Source organism: Kitasatospora nipponensis (assembly GCF_039528135.1).
GTDB classification, from domain to species: Bacteria; Actinomycetota; Actinomycetes; order Streptomycetales; family Streptomycetaceae; genus Kitasatospora; species Kitasatospora nipponensis.
In genome coordinates this window covers 1-18,675 of the sequence record NZ_BAAALF010000169.1, presented here as the reverse complement: position 1 = coordinate 18,675, position 18,675 = coordinate 1, and the positions used below count along the sequence as shown (strand labels likewise).

Below are 18,675 nucleotides of genomic sequence, written 5' to 3'. Positions count from 1 at the left end.
GCGCCGATGCCCGCCTACGCCCGCGCCACCGGCGCCGCCCGCCCCGCCCGCCCGCTGCCGCCCGCCCTGCTGGCCGACCCGGCGGCGCCCACCGGTGCCGGGAAGCCCTGAACCAATCCCCGGCGGGATGCAACCGAACCGCCCGTCAGACCGTAGTAGTGAAGATCGCGCCCACCCCGGCGGCGCCGACCGGCAGAGAAGGAAGACCTGTGACCTCCACCCCGACCCCCGATCTCGACTGGCTGCTGAACGACTTCGCGGCCCGGGTGCCCGAGATCACGCACGCCGTCGCGGTCTCCGCCGACGGGCTGCTGATCGCCGCCACCCGCGAGGTCGAGACCGAGCGCGGCGACCAGCTGGCCGCCATCGCCTCCGGGCTGGTCAGCCTGCTGGCCGGGGCCGGCCGGCTGCTGGACGCCGACCCGGTGATCAGCAACCTCACCGAGCTGCGCGGCGGCTTCCTCTTCTCGATGGCGGTCAGCAGCGGTGCCTCGCTGCTGGTGCTGGCCACCAAGTCCTGTGACATCGGCCAGGTCTCCTACGAGATGGCCGAGCTGATCAACCAGGTCGGCCCGGCGCTCGCCCCGGCCGCCCGCGCCATGCTGCTGAACTCCGGTGGCAGGCACCTGTCCTGACGGCAGGCTCTGCTGACCGCAAGCCTGCCGACCGCAGCCTCCTGACTGTCCGAACACCTCGGCCATCTCTCCTTGGAGCTCCCCATGCCCCCGGTCGGCACCGCCCGCGACCCGCGCACCGCCCGATCCCAGCGCCGCACGCCCCGGACCCGCGCCGCGGGCCTGCTGCTGCTCGTCACCGCGCTCGCCGCCACCGCCTGCAGTGGCGGCGGGGGTTCGGGGGCCGGCGCGAGCAAGGCCGGCGGCACGGTGAAGATCGGCCTGCTCGCCTCGCTCTCCGGCACCTACCAGGCGGTCGGCACCGACCTGCGGGACGGCTTCCAGCTCTACCTCGACGCGCACGGCGGGCAGTTGGGCGGTCACCCGGTCGACCTGGTGGTCGCCGACGAGGGCGACGGGGCGCCGACCGCGCTGCCGGCCGCCACCAAGCTCGTCAAGCAGGACAAGGTCGTGGCGATGACCGGCATCGTCGGCGCCGGCTCGGTGGCCGCGGTCTCCCCGCTGCTCACCGAGAGCAGGATCCCGCTGGTGAGCTCCAACGGCCGTCCGGTGGTCAAGGACGTCAGCCGGCAGTGGAGCACCAGCTTCCTGTCCAACGAGCCCGGCTCGGCGATAGCCCAGTACGTGCACGACACCGTGCAGGGCCCGGTCTTCGCCATCGGCCCGGACTACCAGGGTGGTTGGGACGAGCTGCAGGGCTTCACGGACGCCTTCGTCAAGGCCGGCGGCCAGCTCGCCAACCCGGGTGGCAAGACGCTCTTCACGCCGTTCCCGGCCACCACCGACTTCACCCCGTACCTGACGCAGATCAAGAACTCCCATGCCAAGGCCGTCTACTGCTTCTACGCGGGCGGCGCAGCCGTCGACTTCGTCAAGCAGTACGCGCAGTCCGACGTCCGCGACGTGCCGCTGTACGCCGCCGGGTTCCTCACCGAGGGCGGCGTGCTGAACGCCCAGGGCGACGCCGCCAAGGGCATCCGCTCGGTGCTCAACTACGCGCCCGACCTGGACAACGCCACCAACCGCACGTTCGTCTCCGCCTGGCAGGCCAAGCACCCGGGCCCGCCCACCACGTACGCGATGGCCTCCTACGACGCGGCGGCGGTGCTCGACAAGGCCATCGCGGCCGCCGGCACCGACGTCACCCCCGAGCGGATCAACAACGCGATCGCCGGGCTCGGTCAGATCGACAGCCCGCGCGGCACCTGGCAGTTCGGCAAGAACACCCACTCGCCGGTGCAGAAGTGGTACCTGCGGCAGGTCAAGAGCGACGGCCGCACGCTCTCCAACCTGACGGTCCAGGACCTGGCGACCATCGGCAACTGACCGACCGGCTCCCCGCGACGCAGCCGGCGAAGGCATGGGACGAACCGTCAGAAAGGCGCCACGGTGGGAGTGCTCGACGCGAACCTGGTGCCGGCCGTGGACGGCGTCGCCTACGGGCTGCTGCTCTTCGTGGCGGCGGCCGGCCTGACCCTGGCGTTCGGCACCGGCAACGTGCTCAACCTCGCCCACGGCACGCTCTACGCCGTGGGCGGGTACACCGCCGCCGCGCTGGGTGACGGAAGCTGGGCGGGCCTGCTGCTGGCCGCGGTGGCCGGCACCGCGGCCGCGGCCGGCGGCGGCGTGCTGGTCGCGGCACTGACCGCCCCGCTGCGCCGTCGCGGGCACCTCGCCCAGGCGCTGCTCACCTGCGGCCTGGGCCTGATCGGCGCCGGCCTGCTGAGCACGGCGGCCGGACCCGACGAGCTGCCGGTCGTCCTGCCACCGGGGCTGGGCGGCAGCCTGCTGCTGCTCGGCCACCGCTTCCCGGTCCACCGGCTGGCGCTGATCGCGGTGGCGGGCGTGCTGGCCGTAGCCGGACACCTGCTGCTCACCCGCACCCGCGCCGGCGCCCTGGTCCGCGCCACCGTGGACGACCCGCAGATGGTGGCGGCCTGCCTGGGCACCGACCCGCGCCGGGTGCACACGGCCGTGCTCACCGCGGGCGGCGCGCTGGCGGGCCTGGCGGGCGTCCTCGGCGCACCGGTGATCGGCCCCGGCCCGCGGGCCGCGGACACCGTCCTGCTGCTCTCGCTGGCCGTGGTGGTGCTCGGCGGCCCCGGCTCGGTGGGTGGGGCGCTGCTGGCCGCGGTGGCCATCGGCGAGGTGCAGACCCTGGGGGTGGTCCTGCTGCCCGACCTGGCGCCGTACCTGCTCTTCACCGCGCTGGCCGCCGCCCTGCTGCTGCGCGGTCGACGCGAGCGCGCCGGCCGGAGCACACCGTGAGCCCCCGCCCCCCGCGGACCGCCCGCCTCGCGGCCGCCCTCTCCTCGCCGCTGCGCCGATGGCCGGACCGCCCGCTGCCGGCCCTCCTCCTGGCGGCCACCGTCCTGCTCGCGCTGGCCGCCCTCGACCCGGCCGCCCCCACCGCCCTCGCCCCCGCCCTGGCGCTCGCCCCGGCGGCGGTCGGGGTGAGCGTGCTGACCGGCCGCGCCGGGCTGCCCACTCTCGGCCAGGCGGCACCGTTCGCCGTCGGCGCGTACGGCACCGCCCTGCTGGCCCGCGCGGGGCTGACGGTGGGTCCGCTGCAGCTCGCCGCCGCCGCGCTGACCGGCGCCCTCTTCGCGCTGCTGACCGGCCTGGTGGTGGTCCGCACCCGTGGCACCACCGCCCTGATGATCACGCTGGCCCTCGGCGAGCTGACCGCCACCGCCGCCGGCCGCTGGACCTCGGTGACCGGCGGCGCCGACGGCCTGGCCGGCGTCCCCGCGGTCCGGCTCTGGTGGGGCCTGGACGCGCTGACGGACGACCGGGACCTCTACGGCTACCTGGCGGTGGTCGCACTGCTCGCCACCGGCGCGGCCGTGCTGGCGCTCCGCTCGCCGCTCGGGCTGCTGCTGGACGCCGTCCGCGAGCAGGAGCCGCGGATGCGGGCGGCCGGGCACCGGGTGGGCGGCGCCCTGCTGGCCGCGCAGGTCGGCGCCGGGGCGCACCGCGGGGTGGGCGGCGCGCTGCTGGTGGCCGGGCAGGGGTACGTCTCGCCGGCCGACGCCGGCTTCGGCACCTCCTCGCTGCTGCTGCTGGCCGCCGTGCTCGGCGGGATCGCCTCGCCGCCGGGCGCGCTGGCCGGCACGGTGCTGGTGGTGCTGGCCCGCGACCAGTTGGCGGCGCACTGGCCCGGGCACGGCCCGCTGGTGCTCGGCGTCCTCTTCGTCGCGGCGGTCTACCTGCTCCCGCGCGGCCTCGCCGGCCTGCGGCCCGCCACCGTCCGCCCGCCGCGCACCTCGCAGGAGCCGCCCACGCCGACACCGTGCCCGGTAGTGCCGCCGGACGGTGAGGCCCCGTGACCGCGGCCTGGCAGCACCCCGCCCCGCCCGACCCCGCGCGGCCACTGCTGGCGCTGGACGGCGTCGGCCGGCGCTACGGACCCCTGGCCGCCGTCGCCGAGGTCACGCTGCGGGTGGGCGCGGGCGAGCGGCACGCGGTGATCGGGCCGAACGGCGCGGGCAAGTCCACGCTGCTCGCCCTGATCGCCGGCACCGTGCGCCCCTCGGCCGGCCGGATCCACTTCGCCGGGCGCGAGGTCACCACCGCGGGGGAGGCCCGCCGGGCCCGGCTCGGCATCGCCCGCACCTTCCAGCAGCCGGCGCTGGCCGACTCGCTGAGCGCCCTGGACAACGTCGCGCTCGCCGCCTGGCCGCACGAGCGCCGCGCCACCGACCGGGGTGGCCCGCGCGGCGGCGGGCTCTGGCGGCCGGCCCGCTACCGGGCCCTGCGCACGCGCTGCCTCGACCAGCTGGCGCAGGTCGGCGCGGCCTCCTTCGCCGACCGCCCCGCCGGCGAACTCTCGCACGGACAGCGGCGGTTGGTGGAGGTGGCGGCGGCGCTGGCCGGCCGGCCCCGGCTGCTGCTGGACGAGCCGGCGGCCGGCCTGACCGAGCCGCAGGCGCAGCGGATGCTGGCGGTGCTGCGCCGGCTGCCCGCGGTCGGGGCACTGGTGCTGGTCGAGCACGACCTGGCCTTCGTCGGCGCGCTGGCGCAGCAGGTCACCGTGCTGCACGAGGGCCGCACCCTGGCCGGCGGCACCCCCGCCGAGGTCGGCGCGGATCCACGGGTGCGCGAGGTCTACCTGGGCGGGGCGGCGTCGGGTTCGACGACGCCGGGTTCGACGACGCCGGGTTCGACGACGCCGGATTCGACGACGCCGGATTCGACGACGCCGGAGAGGGAGTAGCCGTGCTGGAGATCCGCGCGCTGACGGTCGGGCACGGCGCCGGACCGGTGCTGCACGGCGTCGACCTGACGGTGGCGGCCGGCACGGTGCACGCGGTGCTGGGCCACAACGGCGCGGGCAAGAGCACCCTGGTGCACGCCGTCGTGGGGCTGCTGCACCCCACCGCCGGGAGTGTCGAGCTCGCCGGGCAGCCGCTGACCGGCCGGGGCGCGCACCGGGTGGCCCGGGCCGGGGTCGGCCTGGTCCCGCAGGGCCGGCGGGTCTTCGCCCGGCTCACCGTGGCCGAGCACCTGGCGCTGGCCCGCCCCCCGCGCGGCCGTTCCTCCCGCTTCCCGCGCCCCGGCCCCGCCGACGGCGACACGGCCAACGGCACCGGCACCGGCACCGGCACCGGCACCGGCACCGGCTGGACCGTGGAGCAGGTGCTCGCCCTGCTCCCCCGGCTGGCCCAGCGGCTGGGCCACCGCGGCGCCCAACTCTCCGGCGGGGAGCAGCAGATGCTCGCGCTGGCCCGCGCCCTGCTGGGCGGCCCGCGGGTGCTGCTGCTGGACGAGCCGACCGAGGGCCTGGCCCCGGCCGTCGCCGAGCAGGTGCTCGGCCTGGTCCGCCGGCTGGCCGGCGAGGGGCTCGCCGTCCTGCTGACCGCCCCTCAGCCGCGCCTGGCGCTGACCGTCGCCGACGAGCTCACCGTGCTGACCACCGGCCGGGTCACCGCCGCCTTCCCGGGCCCGGCCGCCCGCCGCGACCCGGCCGCCCTGCTGGCCGCCCTCGCCCCGGCCCCCGCCCTGACCACCGCGGACCCCGCGCCCGGCGCCGGCCTGCCGCCCCGGTCGCGGATGTCACCGCCCGGGCCTCCCGGATAGGCCATAGTGGCTGATCGGAGCTCTGATCAGCCATCACACCCAGGAGGACCTCCGATGACCGAGCAGCCCCCCGAGCCCTACCAGCCGCTCGACGAGGACTGGCAGCGGGCACTGGCCGTGGTCGCGCACCCGGACGACATGGAGTAGGGGTCGGCGGCCGCCGTGGCGCGCTGGACGGCCCAGGGCAAGAGCGTGGTCTACGCCATGGTGACCAGCGGCGAGGCCGGCATCGACGGGCTGAGCCCCGAGGAGTGCCGGCCGCTGCGCGAGGCCGAGCAGATCGCCTCGGCGGCCCTGGTCGGGGTGGACACCGTCGAGTTCCTCGGGTACCCGGACGGCGTCCTGGAGTACGGGCTGCCGCTGCGCCGTGACATCGCCCGGCTGGTGCGCCGGCACCGCCCGGAGATCGTGATCACCACCAACTTCCGCGACACCTACGGCGGGGTGTTCCCCAACCAGGCGGACCACATCGCGGCCGGCCGGGCCACCCTGGACGGGGTGCGCGACGCGGGCAACCGCTGGGTCTTCCCCGAACTGACGGCCGAGGGCCACGCGCCGTGGAACGGGGTCCGCCAGGTCTGGGCGGCCGGCTCGCCGTTGGGCCTGCACGCGGTGGACACCACCGAGCACTTCGCCGCGGGCCTCGCCTCCCTCAAGGCCCACGCGGCCTACCTGGCGGGCCTGGGCGGCGACATGGCCGACGCCGAGGGCTTCCTGGAGTCGATGGGCCGCGCCGCCGGCAGCCGTCTCGGCACCCGCCTCGCCACCTCGTTCGAGGTCATCCAGCTGCGCTTCTGAGCCCGCCCGGGGGCGGCCGACAGGTGAGCTGCGTCTCATGCCGTCGGCCGCCCCTTGCTATGCAACTCGTTGCACAGCAAGCTGGACCCATGGCCCTCGAGCACGCGATCCTCGTCTCCCTGCTGGAGCACCCCGCCTCCGGCTACGACCTGGCGCGCCGCTTCGACCGCTCGATCGGGCGCTTCTGGACCGCCACCCACCAGCAGATCTACCGCGTGCTGGGCCGCATGGAGAGCGACGGCCGGCTCGCCGTGCAGCCGGTCGAGCAGAGCGGGCGGCCGGACAAGAAGATCTACGCGGTCGCCGAGCCGGGCCGGGCCGAACTCTCCGCCTGGCTGCGCGAACCGGTGCAGCCGGAGAGCGTGCGGCACGAGATGGCGGTGCGGATCCGGGCCGCCGCCTTCGACGACCCGGGGGCGCTGATCCCCGAGGTCGAACGCCACCGGGCCGCCCACGCCGAACTGCTGGACACCTACCTCAGCGGCGAGCAGCGCGACTTCCCCGACCTCGAAGCCCTCGACGTGCAGCAGCAGTTGCAGCACGTGGTGCTGCGCGGCGGCATCGAGTTCGAGCGGATGACGATCGCCTGGCTGGACGACGTGCTGGCCACCCTGCACCGCCTCAGAGCCGGCTGACCACCCGCCGCGCTCCACCCCGTACCACCTTCACCCGAACCACCCTCACCCGTACCACCTTCACCCCACCCTCTCCGCCGACCCTGGGATCGCATCCATGGCTGACGCCCTGCTCTTCAACCCGCGTACCTACGACCCGGTGCAGTTCGACGAGCCGACCCGCCGGCTGCTGCGCGCCACCGTCGACTGGTTCGAGTCGCGCGGCAAGAAGGCGCTGATCGACACCTACATCGACCGCACCTGGTACGCCGACTTCCTCGAGTTCGCCGCCAGGGAAGGGCTCTTCGCGACCTTCCTGACCCCGGCCTCGGAGGCCGACGGCGACGACGCCAAGCGCTGGGACACCGCCCGGATCGCCGAGCTGAACGAGATCCTCGGCTTCTACGGCCTGGGCTACTGGTACACCTGGCAGGTCACCATCCTGGGCCTGGGCCCGGTCTGGCAGAGCGAGAACGAGGCCCTGCGGGCCCGCGCCGCCAAGCTCCTGACGGAGGGTCAGGTGATGGCCTTCGGTCTCTCCGAGCGCACGCACGGCGCCGACATCTACTCCACCGACCTGATCCTCACTCCGGACGGCGAGGGCGGCTTCCGCGCCAACGGCTCCAAGTACTACATCGGCAACGGCAACGTGGCCGGCCTGGTCTCGGTCTTCGGCCGCCGCTCGGACGTCGAGGGACCCGAGGGCTACGTCTTCTTCGCCGCCGACAGCCGCCACGAGGCGTACCACCTGGTCAAGAACACCGTGAACGCGCAGATGTACGTCAGCGAGTTCCGGCTGGAGGACTACCCGGTGGGCCCGGGCGACGTGCTGCACACCGGCAAGGCCGCCTTCGACGCCGCACTGAACACCGTCAACGTGGGCAAGTTCAACCTGTGCGCCGCCTCGATCGGCATCTGCGAGCACGCCATGTACGAGGCCGTGACGCACGCCCACAACCGGGTGCTCTACGGCCGCAAGGTCACCGACTTCCCGCACGTGCGCCGGGAGTTGACGGACGCCTACGCGCGCCTCACCGCGATGAAGCTGTTCAGCGACCGGGCCGTGGACTACTTCCGCACCGCCTCCCCCGAGGACCGCCGCTACCTGCTCTTCAACCCGATGACCAAGATGAAGGTCACCACCGAGGGCGAGAAGGTCATCGACCTGATGTGGGACGTCATCGCGGCCAAGGGCTTCGAGGCGGACACCTACTTCGACAAGGCCGCCAAGGACATCCGCGGCCTGCCGAAGCTGGAGGGCACGGTCCACGTCAACCTGGCCCTGATCCTCAAGTTCATGGCGAACTACCTCTTCGCGCCGGCCGACTACCCGGCCGTGCCGCGCCGCCTGGACGCCGCCGACGACGCCTTCCTCTTCCAGCAGGGCCCCGCCCGCGGCCTGGGCGCGATCCGCTTCCACGACTGGCGCACCGCCTACGACGCGCACGCCGACCTGCCGAACGTGGCCCGCTTCCGCGAGCAGGCCGACGGCCTGTGCGCGCTGCTCGCCGCCCACGCGCCGACCGAGGCGCAGCAGGCCGACCTCGACTTCCTGCTGGAGATCGGCCAGCTCTTCGCGCTGGTCGTCTACGGCCAGCTGGTGCTGGAGCAGGCCGAGCAGACCGGCCTGGACCGCGACCTGCTGGACACCGTCTTCGACGTGCTGGTCCGGGACTTCTCCGCGCACGCCACCGAGCTGCACGGCAAGGCCTCCACCAGCGAGGAGCAGGCCGCCTGGGCGCTGGCCCACGTCCGCCGTCCGGTGGCCGACGCCGAGCGGGCCGAGCGGGTCTGGACCCAGGTCGCCGCCCTCAGCGGCGCCTACACGATGCAGCCGTAACCCGGCGGCGGGCGTCACGCAGCGGGCCCGCCCACCGGCAGTCGCCGGTGGGCCGGCCCGCCGCGTCGGCTCCCCTGGCAGGGCTCGCGGCGCCGGCGCTCAGACCGCCACACGGCGATGTCGCCCGGGGCTGGGCCGCTCGCTCATCGTCCGCGCGGTGAACGCCACCATGGCGGCCACCGTCACGCCCCAGAAGATCGAGAAGACCACCAGCACCCACAGCGTCTCGATCTGGACGGCCACCAGGCCCAGCCCCAGCGAGGCCGAGACCAGCCAGAACACGGTGTGCGGCCGGATGTGCCAGAACGCCTCCAGGGCCTGGCGCACCGGGTGGACCTTCAGCCCGCTGGGGTCCGGCGGGATCGGGGGTGTCGCCATCTCCGCGGCCGCCCCGCGCCGGTCACGCATCTCCATCGCTGGCATCGCCGTCCTCCTCCACAGCCCGCCGGCCGCGAGCGGCCGGCCCGGCAAAGGGTCCTTCCATCGTGACCCAGCTCGGCCCCCACCGCGCGGCCGGAGCGCCCCGGACCGCACGGGGCCCGGGCTCGGACCCGGAACCGGACCCCGGCCCGGACCTCAGCCCGCCACCCGCCCCGCGATCCCGTCGAGCAGGCAGCCGAGGCCGAACTCGAAGAGCTCCTCGAAGCTGTGCTCCTGCGCCTCGATCACCCGCCGGGCGAACTGCGGATAGGCGCCGCTGCCGATCACCTCGCCGATGTACGGCGCGATGCTCCGGCGCCACTCGTCCTCGCTCTGGCCCGTGCGGCGCTGCACCTCCTGCTCGGACAGTTCGCGCGAGACGGCCCCGAAGACGTACTGCGTGAGCACCACCACCACGTCCGAGGCCAGCGTGATGTCCGAGGTCAGTCCGCCCGCCGCCGCGAGCGAGCCGTCGATCTGACGCAGCGCGTTGGGCCCCAGCGCCGGGCGGGTGGACATCACCGCGCCCAGCCAGGGGTGGCGCAGCAGCGCGGCCCGCATCCGGCGCGCGACCGCCAGCAGGTCGGCGCGCCAGTCGCCGCTCGGCGGCGGTGGCGGCTCCTCGCCCTGGACGGCGTCGATCATCAGGTCGAGCAGCTCGTCGCGGCCGGCCACGTGCCGGTAGAGCGAGGTGGTGCCGGAATCGAGGTCGGCGGCCACCCGGCGCATCGACAGGGCGTCCAGCCCCTCGGCGTCCGTGATGGTGATGGAGACCGCGACGATCCGCTCCAGGGTCATCGCCTGGCGACCGGGCGCCCGACGTTCCCGGCTCCAGACCAGTTCAGGACCTGTCTTCTCTTCAGCCATGGCGCGCATCCTAACGAGTGGGTACAGTGTTCCCAGAAGCGGGAACAGCGTTCCCATTCAAGGGAACACCGTTCCCATCCATCTCCGGGGGAAGACCATGACCGAGGTTCTGATCGTCGGTGCCGGCACTGTGGGCCTGAGCGCCGCCGTGTTCCTGGCCCACCACGGCGTACGGGTGCACGTGGTGGAACGCGCGGACGGGCCTCAGCAGCACCCCCGCGCCACCGGCGTGGGGGTGCGCACCGTGGAACTGCTGCGCGAGGTCGGCCTCGCCGAGGCGGTGAACGCGGTGGCCGTCGACATGTCGGCCGGCACCCTGGGCAAGATCGGCGCCGAGACGCTGGCCGCCGCCGACCTGCCCCACCGGCCGGCCGGTCCCCACCACGCCCGGCGCACCGCCGACACGCCCTACACCCCCGCCGTCCTGCGCGGCACCTGCCCGCAGAACCGGCTGGACGCCGTGCTGCTGCCCGCCGCCCGCGAGCGCGGGGCGATCGTCGAGTACGGCGTCGCGCTGGAGGACTTCGAGCAGGACGCCACCGGCGTGCGGGCCCGGCTCTGCGACGGCCGCCTGCTGCGCGCCGACTACCTCGTCGCCGCCGACGGCGTGCGCAGCCCGATCCGCGCCGCGCTGGGCATCGGCACCACCGGCGCGGGCAACCTGGGCACGGCGAAGAACAACACCCTCTTCCGCGCCGACCTGAGCGGCCTGCTGGGCCCGCACTCCTTCATCGCCTGCGACCTCACCCACCCGCGGGTGCGCGGGACGCTGATGACCATCGACGGCGCCCACGAGTGGGTCCTGCACACCGAGCAGAGCCTGGAGGTCACCCCGGAGCTGATCCGCACCGCGCTGGGCGCCCCCGGGCTCCCGGTCGAGATCGTCAGCACGCTGCCCTGGCGGATCCGCGCCCTGCTCGCCGACCGCTACAGCCGGGGGCGGGTCTTCCTGGTCGGCGACGCGGCGCACGCCATCCCCCCGCTGGGCGCCTTCGGCATGAACACCGGCATCGCCGACGCCCACAACCTGGCCTGGAAGCTGGCCCTGGTACTGCGCGGCACGGCCACCCCCGCCCTGCTCGCCACCTACCACCAGGAGCGGCACCCGGTCGGCCGCCTCGCCGTCGAACAGGCCACCCTGCGGCTGGCCGACCCCGAGCTGCACTGGGGCCGGGGCCCGGCCGCCTCGGCCGCGCGCGCGGCGGCCGGCGTGCTGAACGCCCCGATCGTCCAGCTCGGTTACCGCTACGCCTCGGCCGCGGTCATCGACCCGGACCCCACGCTGCCCAGCACCGAGGACGTCGAACACGTGCTGGACGGCTCCGCCGGCTCACGCCTGCCGCACCGCTGGATCGCCGGCGGCCTCTCCACCCTCGACCTGGTCCGCTCCCGGTTCACCCTGCTGACCGGGCCCGACGGCGCCCACTGGCGGCCCGCGGCCGCCCGCCTCGACCTGCCCGTCCACACCGTCGAGCTGGCGCGGATCCCCGCCGGCGGCGCCCTGCTGGTGCGCCCCGACGGCTTCGTGGCCTGGCGCGCCGCAGCCACCCCGCAGGACCTCGGCGCGGTGCTCGCCCGCCTGCTCGACCCGCCCGTCGACCCTGCCTACGACCGGGCCGACGACCGCGCCGCGGCAGCCGGGTCCGCCGCCTGACGGACCGCCAGAACAGCGCCGCACCCCGGCGGGTGGTGCCGACGACGCCGCACTTGAACACCGGGCGCGGTCGCTTCACCCCCTCGCGCCGATGTGATGGACTGGCGCTCCACCCGACCGCCCTGACAGCCACGCACGCCGCCGGGCGGTCGGCGCCGGGCGGTCACGACACCCAGGAGTCACCTTGGACGCGAGCACCGGCCGGACCGCCGACGACAGCGCGGCCCACGTCATCGTCGGAGCGAGCCTGGCCGGGGCCCGTGCGGCCCGGACCCTGCGCGAGGAGGGCTACCAGGGGCCGCTGGTGCTGATCGGGGACGAGTCCGAACTCCCCTACGAGCGCCCCCCGCTGTCGAAGGGCTACCTCCAGGGCAAGGACCCGCGCGAGAAGATCTACGTCAACCCGGCCGCCTGGTACCAGGAGCAGCGGATCGACCTGCGGCTGGGCACCGCGGTGACCGCCCTGGACCCGGCCGCCCACCTGGTGACGCTGGCCGACGGCAGCACGCAGCGCTACGCCAAGCTGCTGCTGACCTGCGGCGCGTCCCCGCGCCGGCTGCCGGTCCCCGGCGCCGACCTGCCCGGGGTGCACTACCTGCGCCGGGTCGAGGACGCCGACCGGCTGCGCGAACTGTTCACCACCGCGCGGCGGATCGTGGTGATCGGCGCCGGCTGGATCGGTCTGGAGACCACCGCCGCCGCCCCCGCCGCCGGCGTCGAGGTGACGGTGCTGGAGGCCGCCGAACTGCCGCTGCTGCGGGTGCTGGGCCGCGAGGTGGCCGAGGTCTTCGCCGACCTGCACCGCGCCAACGGCGTCGACCTGCGGTTCGGCGTGCAGGTGGAGTCGATCGTCGAGCGTGGCGGCGCGGTGGCCGGGGTGCGCCTGGCCGACCGCACCGAGGTGCCCGCCGAGGCGGTGCTGCTCGGCATCGGCGCCGCGCCGAACACCGCGCTGGCCGAGGCGGCCGGCCTGACGGTGGCCGACGGCGTCGTCACCGACCAGGCCCTGCGCACCTCGGACCCCGACGTCTTCGCGGCCGGCGACGTGGCCAGCGCCTTCCACCCGCTGCTCCGGCGGCACCTGCGGGTCGAGCACTGGGCCAACGCGCTCAACCAGTCGCAGAGCGCCGCGCTGGCCATGCTCGGCCGCGAGGTCTCCTACGACCGCACTCCGTACTTCTACACCGACCAGTACGACCTCGGCATGGAGTACACCGGCTACGTCGAGCCCGACGGCTACGACCGCGTCGTCTTCCGCGGCGACCCGGCCACCCGCGAGTTCCTCGCCTTCTGGCTGGCCGACGGGCGGGTGCTGGCCGGGATGAACGTCAACATCTGGGACGTCACCGACGCGATCCGCGAGCTGGTCCGCAGCGGGCGCCAGGTCGACCCCGCCGCGCTGGCCGACCCGGCCCGCCCGCTCACCGAGCTCTGAGCCCCGCCCCTTCGGTGCTCAGTTGGCGTCGTCGTCCGGGTCGCCGGTGCTGGCCGGCGCGTCGCCCTTGAGCCCGAGCACGGACTCGGCGGTGGTCCAGTCGGCCGCGATGGCCTGCTGGGCCGCCGCCAGCGTGGTCTGACCCTTGCAGATCGCGGTGTGCAGGCGGGTCTCCACCGAGTCCTTGGGGTTGTTGGGACCCTTGCCCGGCACGTGGTCCGGGGAGGGCGGCTCGACCCAGAGGTTGCGCGGGTCGTTGGGGTCGCCACCCAGCTGGAGGCTGATCAGGTGGTCGTACTCCGCGTCGCCCATCGGTCCCGTGTAGCCGTAGGACCTGGCGTTCGCGGCCTTCTCCTTGCCGGTGATGTTCGTCGGCGGACGGATCGCGCTGGTGTACCCGCCGGCCTTGCAGATGGTGCTGGACAGGTTGGCCTGGGTCACCGCCGGGCTGGTCGCCCCCGGGGTGCAGACCGGGTCCGGCAGCGGCTGCTTGTCGGCGGTGAACCGGACCCGGCAGCTGCCGTCGGCCGGCTGCGCCGCGACGCTGTACGTCGCCTGCGGCCCCGCGCCCACCGGCACCGGGTGGACCCCGGCCACCGGCGGCCGACTGGTCGGGGCCTTGGCCGCCTGGCCGCCCCCGCTCGGCCCGCAGGCGGCCAGCGCGGCCAGCAGGGTGGGTATCGCGGCCGTCGCCGCGAGGCGGCGTCTGGTGATCGGCACCGGAGGTGTCCCTTCGTTCAGTGCACTGCTCGTTCCTGCACGGCCCGCCCGCGGTCGTGCTGACGGCCCGGCACGTGCCGGACGGTCAGCAGGGATTCTTGCAGGTCCCTCCCCCGGTCCCACCCCACCCGTTCGGGTCTGAGCTGTTGCCGCCGGTGCCGCGACTGCGTTCACTGATCGGTGATCCAACTCCGATTCCGCCCGGCACCGCCGGGCCTGCGCGAGGGGCGGCACCGATGCTCTCGGCCCGAAGCCTGTTCCTGGAGATCCACGACCACGACGACGCGTTCCGGCTCTTCTGCTCCATCGCCGCCAAGGGCGAGGACCAGGGCGGCTGGGAGAACGGACGGATCGCCCGCCTGGTGGCCGACCAGGAGCTCGCCCCGAAGATCGCCCGGCACGGGGCCGACGAGGAGAAGCACGGACGGATCTTCAACGCCCTGCTGCACAAGCGGGGCCTGCTGCCCGTCGCGGTCCCCGACGACACCGACTACACGATGATCCTGGAGCGCCAGGGCATCGGTCTGGCGCACGCCCGGCTGCGCCGCGACGAGCTGCTGACCGACCGGGACGTGGTCGTCTACCTGGCCCACAGTCGGGTCACCGAGCAGCGCGCCGCCGAGCAGATGAAGCTGCTGCGCGGCGTCTTCGGCGGCCACCCCGAGCTGGGCCGCGCGGTGCGGATGATCTCCGCCGACGAGGACAACCACCTCGCGTACTGCCACGAGGAGCTGCTGCGGCTGGCCGCGGCCGGCCACGGACGGCTGATCCTGCAGACCCTCCAGGAGACCGCGCGCGCCGAGATCCGCGCCTACCGGGACGTCAGCCTGGCGGTCATGGCGCACATGGGCGCCCTGCTGCGCTGGCCGCGCGCCAAGTCCGCGGTACTGGCCGCCGGCATCCACGCCGTCCACGGCTACGAGCGGGCGGGCGGCTGGCGGCGGATGACCACCCTGCGGATGCCCCAGCGCCGCAACGCCCTCGGCGGCCCGGAGCCGGAGGCGCGCGAGTCGTTCGCCTGAGAGGGGTCCTCGGAGGCTTGTCGAGCGTACTGTTTCGAGCGTACTGTTTCGAGGCATGCCCCCCATCGACGCCCCGCAGCCCCCGCATCCGTCGCAGCCGCAGCCGCCCGCCGGGGCGCCCGGGCCGCGTCGGCTCACCGACCCGAAGGCCATGCGGGCGGTCGCCCACCCCACCCGGCTCGCGCTGCTGGAGGCGCTCGCCCGACAGCAGCCGCTCACCGCCACGCAGGCCGGCGAGCTGATCGGGGAGTCCCCGACCAACTGCGCCTTCCACCTGCGCACCCTGGCCAAGTACGGGTTCGTCGAGGAGGCCGGCGAGGCACCGGGCCGGCGCCGCCCGTGGCGGCTGCGGCACCGCGGCTTCGAGGTCGACACCACGCGCGCCGCCGACGGACCGGACGGACCGGCCGGGACGCAGGCCGCCGACGCGCTCGCCCGGCTGCTGTGGGAGACCTGGCTCACCCGGGCCGGCACGGTGAACGCCCGCCGGGCCGACTTCCCGGACACCTGGCGGCAGGTCACCTCCGGCGCCGAGACGGTGGCCCACCTGACCCCGGACGAGGCCCGGCAGCTGCACGCCGACCTGCGCGCGGTCCTGGAGCGCCACCAGGACCGGGTGGCGGACCCCGCGCTGCGCCCGGCCGACAGCCTGCCCGTCGAACTGCTGCTCTTCAGCTACCCGCTCGACGCCTCCCGACCGGAGGCCTGAGCCGGTGCGCGCGTTACTGTCGAACCGCGACGCCCGGCTCTTCCTGGCCGGCCAGAGCCTGTCGGCCTTCGGCGACTCGGCGCTCTGGCTGGCGCTGGGCATCTGGATCAAGATGCTCACCGGCAGCCCCTCGGCCGCCGGACTGGCCTTCTTCGTCTTCACCCTGGGCACCCTGGCCGCTCCGCTCGGGGGCGTCCTCGCCGACCGGATGCCGCGCCGGCGCCTGCTGGTGATCGCCAACCTGGTCACCGCGGCCCTGGTCCTGCCGCTGCTCCTGGTCCACGACCGCGGCGGGGTCCCGCTTCTCTACCTGGTCATGGGCGGCTACGGCCTGTCGGCCGGGGTGCTGGGCCCGGCGCAGGCCGCGCTGCTGCCGACGGTGGTCGGCGACGAGCTGCTCGGGGACGCCAACAGCGCCCTGCAGAGCGCGCAGTGGGGCCTGCGGCTGGTCACCTTGCTGTTCGGGGCCGGACTGCTCGCGGCGTTCGGCCCGGCGCCGGTGATCGTGGCGGACGCGGTGACCTTCCTGGTCGCCACCGCCGCGCTGCTCGCGCTGCGGATCCACGAGGAGCCGCCGGCCCCCGCCCCGCAGCCCCCCCTCGCGCCGGCCGGCCAGGTCGGCGGCCGGCGCGCCCAGCAGCGCGGCGGGGGCCTGGCCGGCCCGGTCGGCGCCCAGCATGGCGAGGTTCCAGGCGCCGCGCTCCCGCGGGTCGGGCACGGCGGGCGTGTCGTCGCCCTCGGCACCCTGCCCGCCGGCGCCCGCCACATCCGCGCCACGCCCGCGCTGCGGCAGGCGACCGTGGCCGGCGCGCTGGCCGTGACCGCCTTCGGCCTCTCCGAGACGGCCTTCTTCGCCGTGGTCGGTCGGGGACTGCACCGGCCGGACGCCTTCCTCGGGGTGCTGATCTGCATCCAGGGCGCCGGCGCGCTGGCCGCCGGGCTCATCGCATCGGCCCTCATGCGCCGCCTGGGCGAGCGCCGCCTGGTGGCGCTGGGACTGGCCGGCGCATCCACCGGCTTCCTGCTGCAGGCATTCGCCTCGCTGCCGGCCGTCCTCGCCGGTGCCTGCCTGGTCGGCGCGGGCCTGCCCTGGATCACGGTCGGCATCGTGACGCTCTTCCAGCGGCGCACCCCGGCCGAGTTGCTGGGCCGCACCAACGCGGCGCTCGGCCTGGCGCTGTCCGCCCCGCAGGCCCTGGCGATCGCCCTCGGCGCGGCGCTGGTCGCCGCGCTCGACTACCGGATCGTCCTGGCCGCCGTCGCCGTCCTCACCGCGCTCCCCGCCGGCTACCTCCTCACCCGCCCCGAGCAGCGCCCCGAGCAGCGCCCCGGGCGGCACCCCGCGCCCGTCCCCGAGCAGCAGCCGGCGCGCCGCTCCGCACCGGTCTGAGCGGCCTTCGCTGCGGCTGCCCGCTCAGGGGCCGATCAGCTGCAGCGAACCCCACAGCGCGAGCACGGCCGCGCCGAGCGCCGCCGGCACGGTCAGCAGCCCGAGGCGGGTGAAGACGCGCAGGTCGACCTCGCTGTCGTGCTCGCGCATGATCCGCCGCCAGAGCAGGGTGGCCAGCGAGCCGGCGTACGTCAGGTTCGGGCCGATGTTGACGCCGATCAGGACGGCCAACACCGCCCCGGGCCCGGCCGCCGCCGTCGGGGGCAGCAGCACCAGGACGGCCGGCAGGTTGTTGATCACGTTCGCCAGCACCGCGGCCAGCACCGCGATCCCCAGCAGCGCGGGCAGGCCGCTGCCGCCGGGGACCAGGTGCGCCAGCCCGGCGGCCAGCCCGTTGTCCACCACCGCGCGCACCACGATGCCCAGCGCCAGCACGAAGGCGAGGAACGCCGGGCTCGCGGAGCGGACGATCGCCGCCGGCGTCGTGCGGTGCTGGGCCAGCGCCCGGGCCGCGAGCACCAGCGCGCCGGCCACCGCCGCCCAGGCCGGGCTCACCCCGACGGCGGAGGCGAGCACGAAGCCGCCCAGCGTGCAGACCACCGTCACCAGGGCGAAGAGCGGCAGCTCGGGCGGGTCGTCGACCTGCGGGGCCCGCGCGCCGGCGTCCAGGTCGGCGGCGAAGAACCGTCGCAGCACGACGTACTCGACGCCGATCGCCACCAGCCAGGGCGGCGTCATCAGCCCGGCGAACCGGGTGAAGCTCAGTCCGCTGGCCGCGAAGGCGAGCAGGTTGGTGAGGTTGGAGACGGGCAGCAGCAGGGAGGCGGTGTTCGACAGGTGCGCGCAGGCGTGCACGTGCGGCCGCGGGCGAGCGCCCAGCCGGGCGGCGGTCACGAACACCACCGGCGTCAGCAGGACCACCGTGGCGTCCAGGCTGAGCACCGCGGTGATCAGGGCCGCGACCACGAACACCTGCGCCAGCAGCCGCCGCGGCCGGCCGGCCGCGGTGCGCGCCATCCAGGCCCCGCAGGCGTGGAAGAGGCCCTCGTCGTCGCAGAGCCGGGCCAGCACCAGGACCGCGGCCAGGAAGCCGATCACCGGCCCGAGCTGAGCGGCCTCCGCCCGCGCGTGGTCCCAGCCGATCGCACCGGTGGCGACCACCACGCCGGCCGCCGGCGCCGCGACCACCGCCTCCGCCCAGCCCCGGGGCCGCACCACGGCGCAGACCAGGACCAGGGCCAGCAGCCCGACGGACAGGGTTTCGGCGAGTGACGGGTTCAGGGCGGGTTCCTCCTCGATGCGCGCGTGGGTGGCCCGCCCATGCAACCAGAGGCCGCTCGCCACGCCGCACCCGCACCCGCCCTCGTCGCCCTGGTCCCCGGCCCGGCCCGGACGCCTGCCTCAGGCGAGGCCCGGGCGCAGCCGGGTGAGGCCGGCGCGGCGGGCCCGGCGCCAGGCCGGGGTCGCGGCAGCCAGCGCCTCCCGCGGCGCC

At 75.4% G+C, this 18,675-nt stretch carries 17 protein-coding genes and 1 pseudogene; 14 read left to right on the top strand and 4 right to left on the bottom strand.

The window, feature by feature from the left end; all coding sequences use genetic code 11:
* The first annotated feature begins 209 nt into the window (after positions 1–209).
* The 9 genes and pseudogenes from ABD323_RS31995 (at position 210) to ABD323_RS31955 (ending at position 8,966) form a co-directional block, all read left to right on the top strand.
* The gene (locus tag ABD323_RS31995) at positions 210–635 is read left to right on the top strand and encodes a roadblock/LC7 domain-containing protein (RefSeq protein WP_344445542.1); all 426 of its coding nucleotides are present in this window, start codon (positions 210–212) and stop codon (positions 633–635) included.
* Between the two features lie 84 nt (positions 636–719).
* On the top strand, positions 720–1,961 hold the full coding sequence (locus ABD323_RS31990; protein WP_344445541.1) for an ABC transporter substrate-binding protein: 1,242 nt from the start codon (positions 720–722) through the stop codon (positions 1,959–1,961).
* 63 nt (positions 1,962–2,024) lie between these two features.
* Positions 2,025–2,903, top strand: coding sequence for a branched-chain amino acid ABC transporter permease (locus tag ABD323_RS31985; protein ID WP_344445540.1), 879 nt, complete (start codon positions 2,025–2,027; stop codon positions 2,901–2,903).
* On the top strand, positions 2,900–3,964 hold the full coding sequence (locus ABD323_RS31980) for a branched-chain amino acid ABC transporter permease (protein ID WP_344445539.1): 1,065 nt from the start codon (positions 2,900–2,902) through the stop codon (positions 3,962–3,964). The genes ABD323_RS31985 and ABD323_RS31980 overlap by 4 nt, the downstream gene beginning before the upstream one ends.
* Positions 3,961–4,851 carry an ABC transporter ATP-binding protein gene (locus ABD323_RS31975; protein ID WP_344445538.1) on the top strand — a complete coding sequence of 297 codons (891 nt, stop codon included), beginning with the start codon at positions 3,961–3,963 and terminating at the stop codon, positions 4,849–4,851. The genes ABD323_RS31980 and ABD323_RS31975 overlap by 4 nt, the downstream gene beginning before the upstream one ends.
* 2 nt (positions 4,852–4,853) lie before the next feature.
* Complete coding sequence (locus ABD323_RS31970) at positions 4,854–5,714, top strand: ABC transporter ATP-binding protein (RefSeq protein WP_344445537.1); 861 nt, start codon at positions 4,854–4,856, stop codon at positions 5,712–5,714.
* 54 nt (positions 5,715–5,768) lie between these two features.
* Positions 5,769–6,512: pseudogene (locus ABD323_RS31965) on the top strand (PIG-L deacetylase family protein).
* A gap of 89 nt (positions 6,513–6,601) precedes the next feature.
* Positions 6,602–7,147 (top strand): PadR family transcriptional regulator, encoded by a 546-nt coding sequence (locus ABD323_RS31960; protein WP_344445536.1) that lies wholly within the window; start codon positions 6,602–6,604, stop codon positions 7,145–7,147.
* A gap of 97 nt (positions 7,148–7,244) precedes the next feature.
* Positions 7,245–8,966 (top strand): acyl-CoA dehydrogenase family protein, encoded by a 1,722-nt coding sequence (locus ABD323_RS31955; protein WP_344445535.1) that lies wholly within the window; start codon positions 7,245–7,247, stop codon positions 8,964–8,966.
* A gap of 99 nt (positions 8,967–9,065) precedes the next feature.
* Here ABD323_RS31955 and ABD323_RS31950 read toward each other — a convergent pair whose 3' ends face one another.
* A complete protein-coding gene (locus tag ABD323_RS31950; RefSeq protein WP_344445534.1) occupies positions 9,066–9,389 on the bottom strand; it encodes a hypothetical protein in 324 nt (107 codons plus the stop codon).
* 153 nt (positions 9,390–9,542) lie between these two features.
* Complete coding sequence (locus ABD323_RS31945) at positions 9,543–10,253, bottom strand: TetR/AcrR family transcriptional regulator (RefSeq protein WP_344445533.1); 711 nt, start codon at positions 10,251–10,253, stop codon at positions 9,543–9,545.
* A 97-nt stretch (positions 10,254–10,350) separates the two neighbouring features.
* Between ABD323_RS31945 and ABD323_RS31940 the strand changes: the two genes are divergently transcribed.
* Positions 10,351–11,907 (top strand): FAD-dependent oxidoreductase, encoded by a 1,557-nt coding sequence (locus tag ABD323_RS31940; RefSeq protein ID WP_344445532.1) that lies wholly within the window; start codon positions 10,351–10,353, stop codon positions 11,905–11,907.
* 184 nt (positions 11,908–12,091) lie between these two features.
* Complete coding sequence (locus tag ABD323_RS31935; protein ID WP_344445531.1) at positions 12,092–13,342, top strand: NAD(P)/FAD-dependent oxidoreductase; 1,251 nt, start codon at positions 12,092–12,094, stop codon at positions 13,340–13,342.
* Between the two features lie 18 nt (positions 13,343–13,360).
* On the opposite strand, the gene ABD323_RS31930 is transcribed toward ABD323_RS31935, so the two are convergent.
* Positions 13,361–14,062, bottom strand: coding sequence for a hypothetical protein (locus tag ABD323_RS31930; protein WP_344445530.1), 702 nt, complete (start codon positions 14,060–14,062; stop codon positions 13,361–13,363).
* A gap of 236 nt (positions 14,063–14,298) precedes the next feature.
* Between ABD323_RS31930 and ABD323_RS31925 the strand changes: the two genes are divergently transcribed.
* The 3 genes from ABD323_RS31925 to ABD323_RS31915 are packed head-to-tail and all read left to right on the top strand — an operon-like array spanning position 14,299 to position 17,183.
* Positions 14,299–15,084, top strand: a complete 786-nt coding sequence (locus ABD323_RS31925) for a ferritin-like domain-containing protein (protein WP_344445529.1) — start codon at positions 14,299–14,301, stop codon at positions 15,082–15,084.
* A 55-nt stretch (positions 15,085–15,139) separates the two neighbouring features.
* Positions 15,140–15,793: a winged helix-turn-helix domain-containing protein gene (locus ABD323_RS31920; RefSeq protein WP_344445528.1), complete on the top strand. Its 654-nt coding sequence runs from the start codon at positions 15,140–15,142 to the stop codon at positions 15,791–15,793.
* A gap of 4 nt (positions 15,794–15,797) precedes the next feature.
* Positions 15,798–17,183: an MFS transporter gene (locus ABD323_RS31915; RefSeq protein ID WP_344445527.1), complete on the top strand. Its 1,386-nt coding sequence runs from the start codon at positions 15,798–15,800 to the stop codon at positions 17,181–17,183.
* A 24-nt stretch (positions 17,184–17,207) separates the two neighbouring features.
* Here ABD323_RS31915 and ABD323_RS31910 read toward each other — a convergent pair whose 3' ends face one another.
* Entirely contained in the window at positions 17,208–18,464 is a 1,257-nt protein-coding gene (locus ABD323_RS31910) for an arsenic transporter (protein ID WP_344445543.1), read from the bottom strand.
* Positions 18,465–18,675 lie beyond the last annotated feature (211 nt).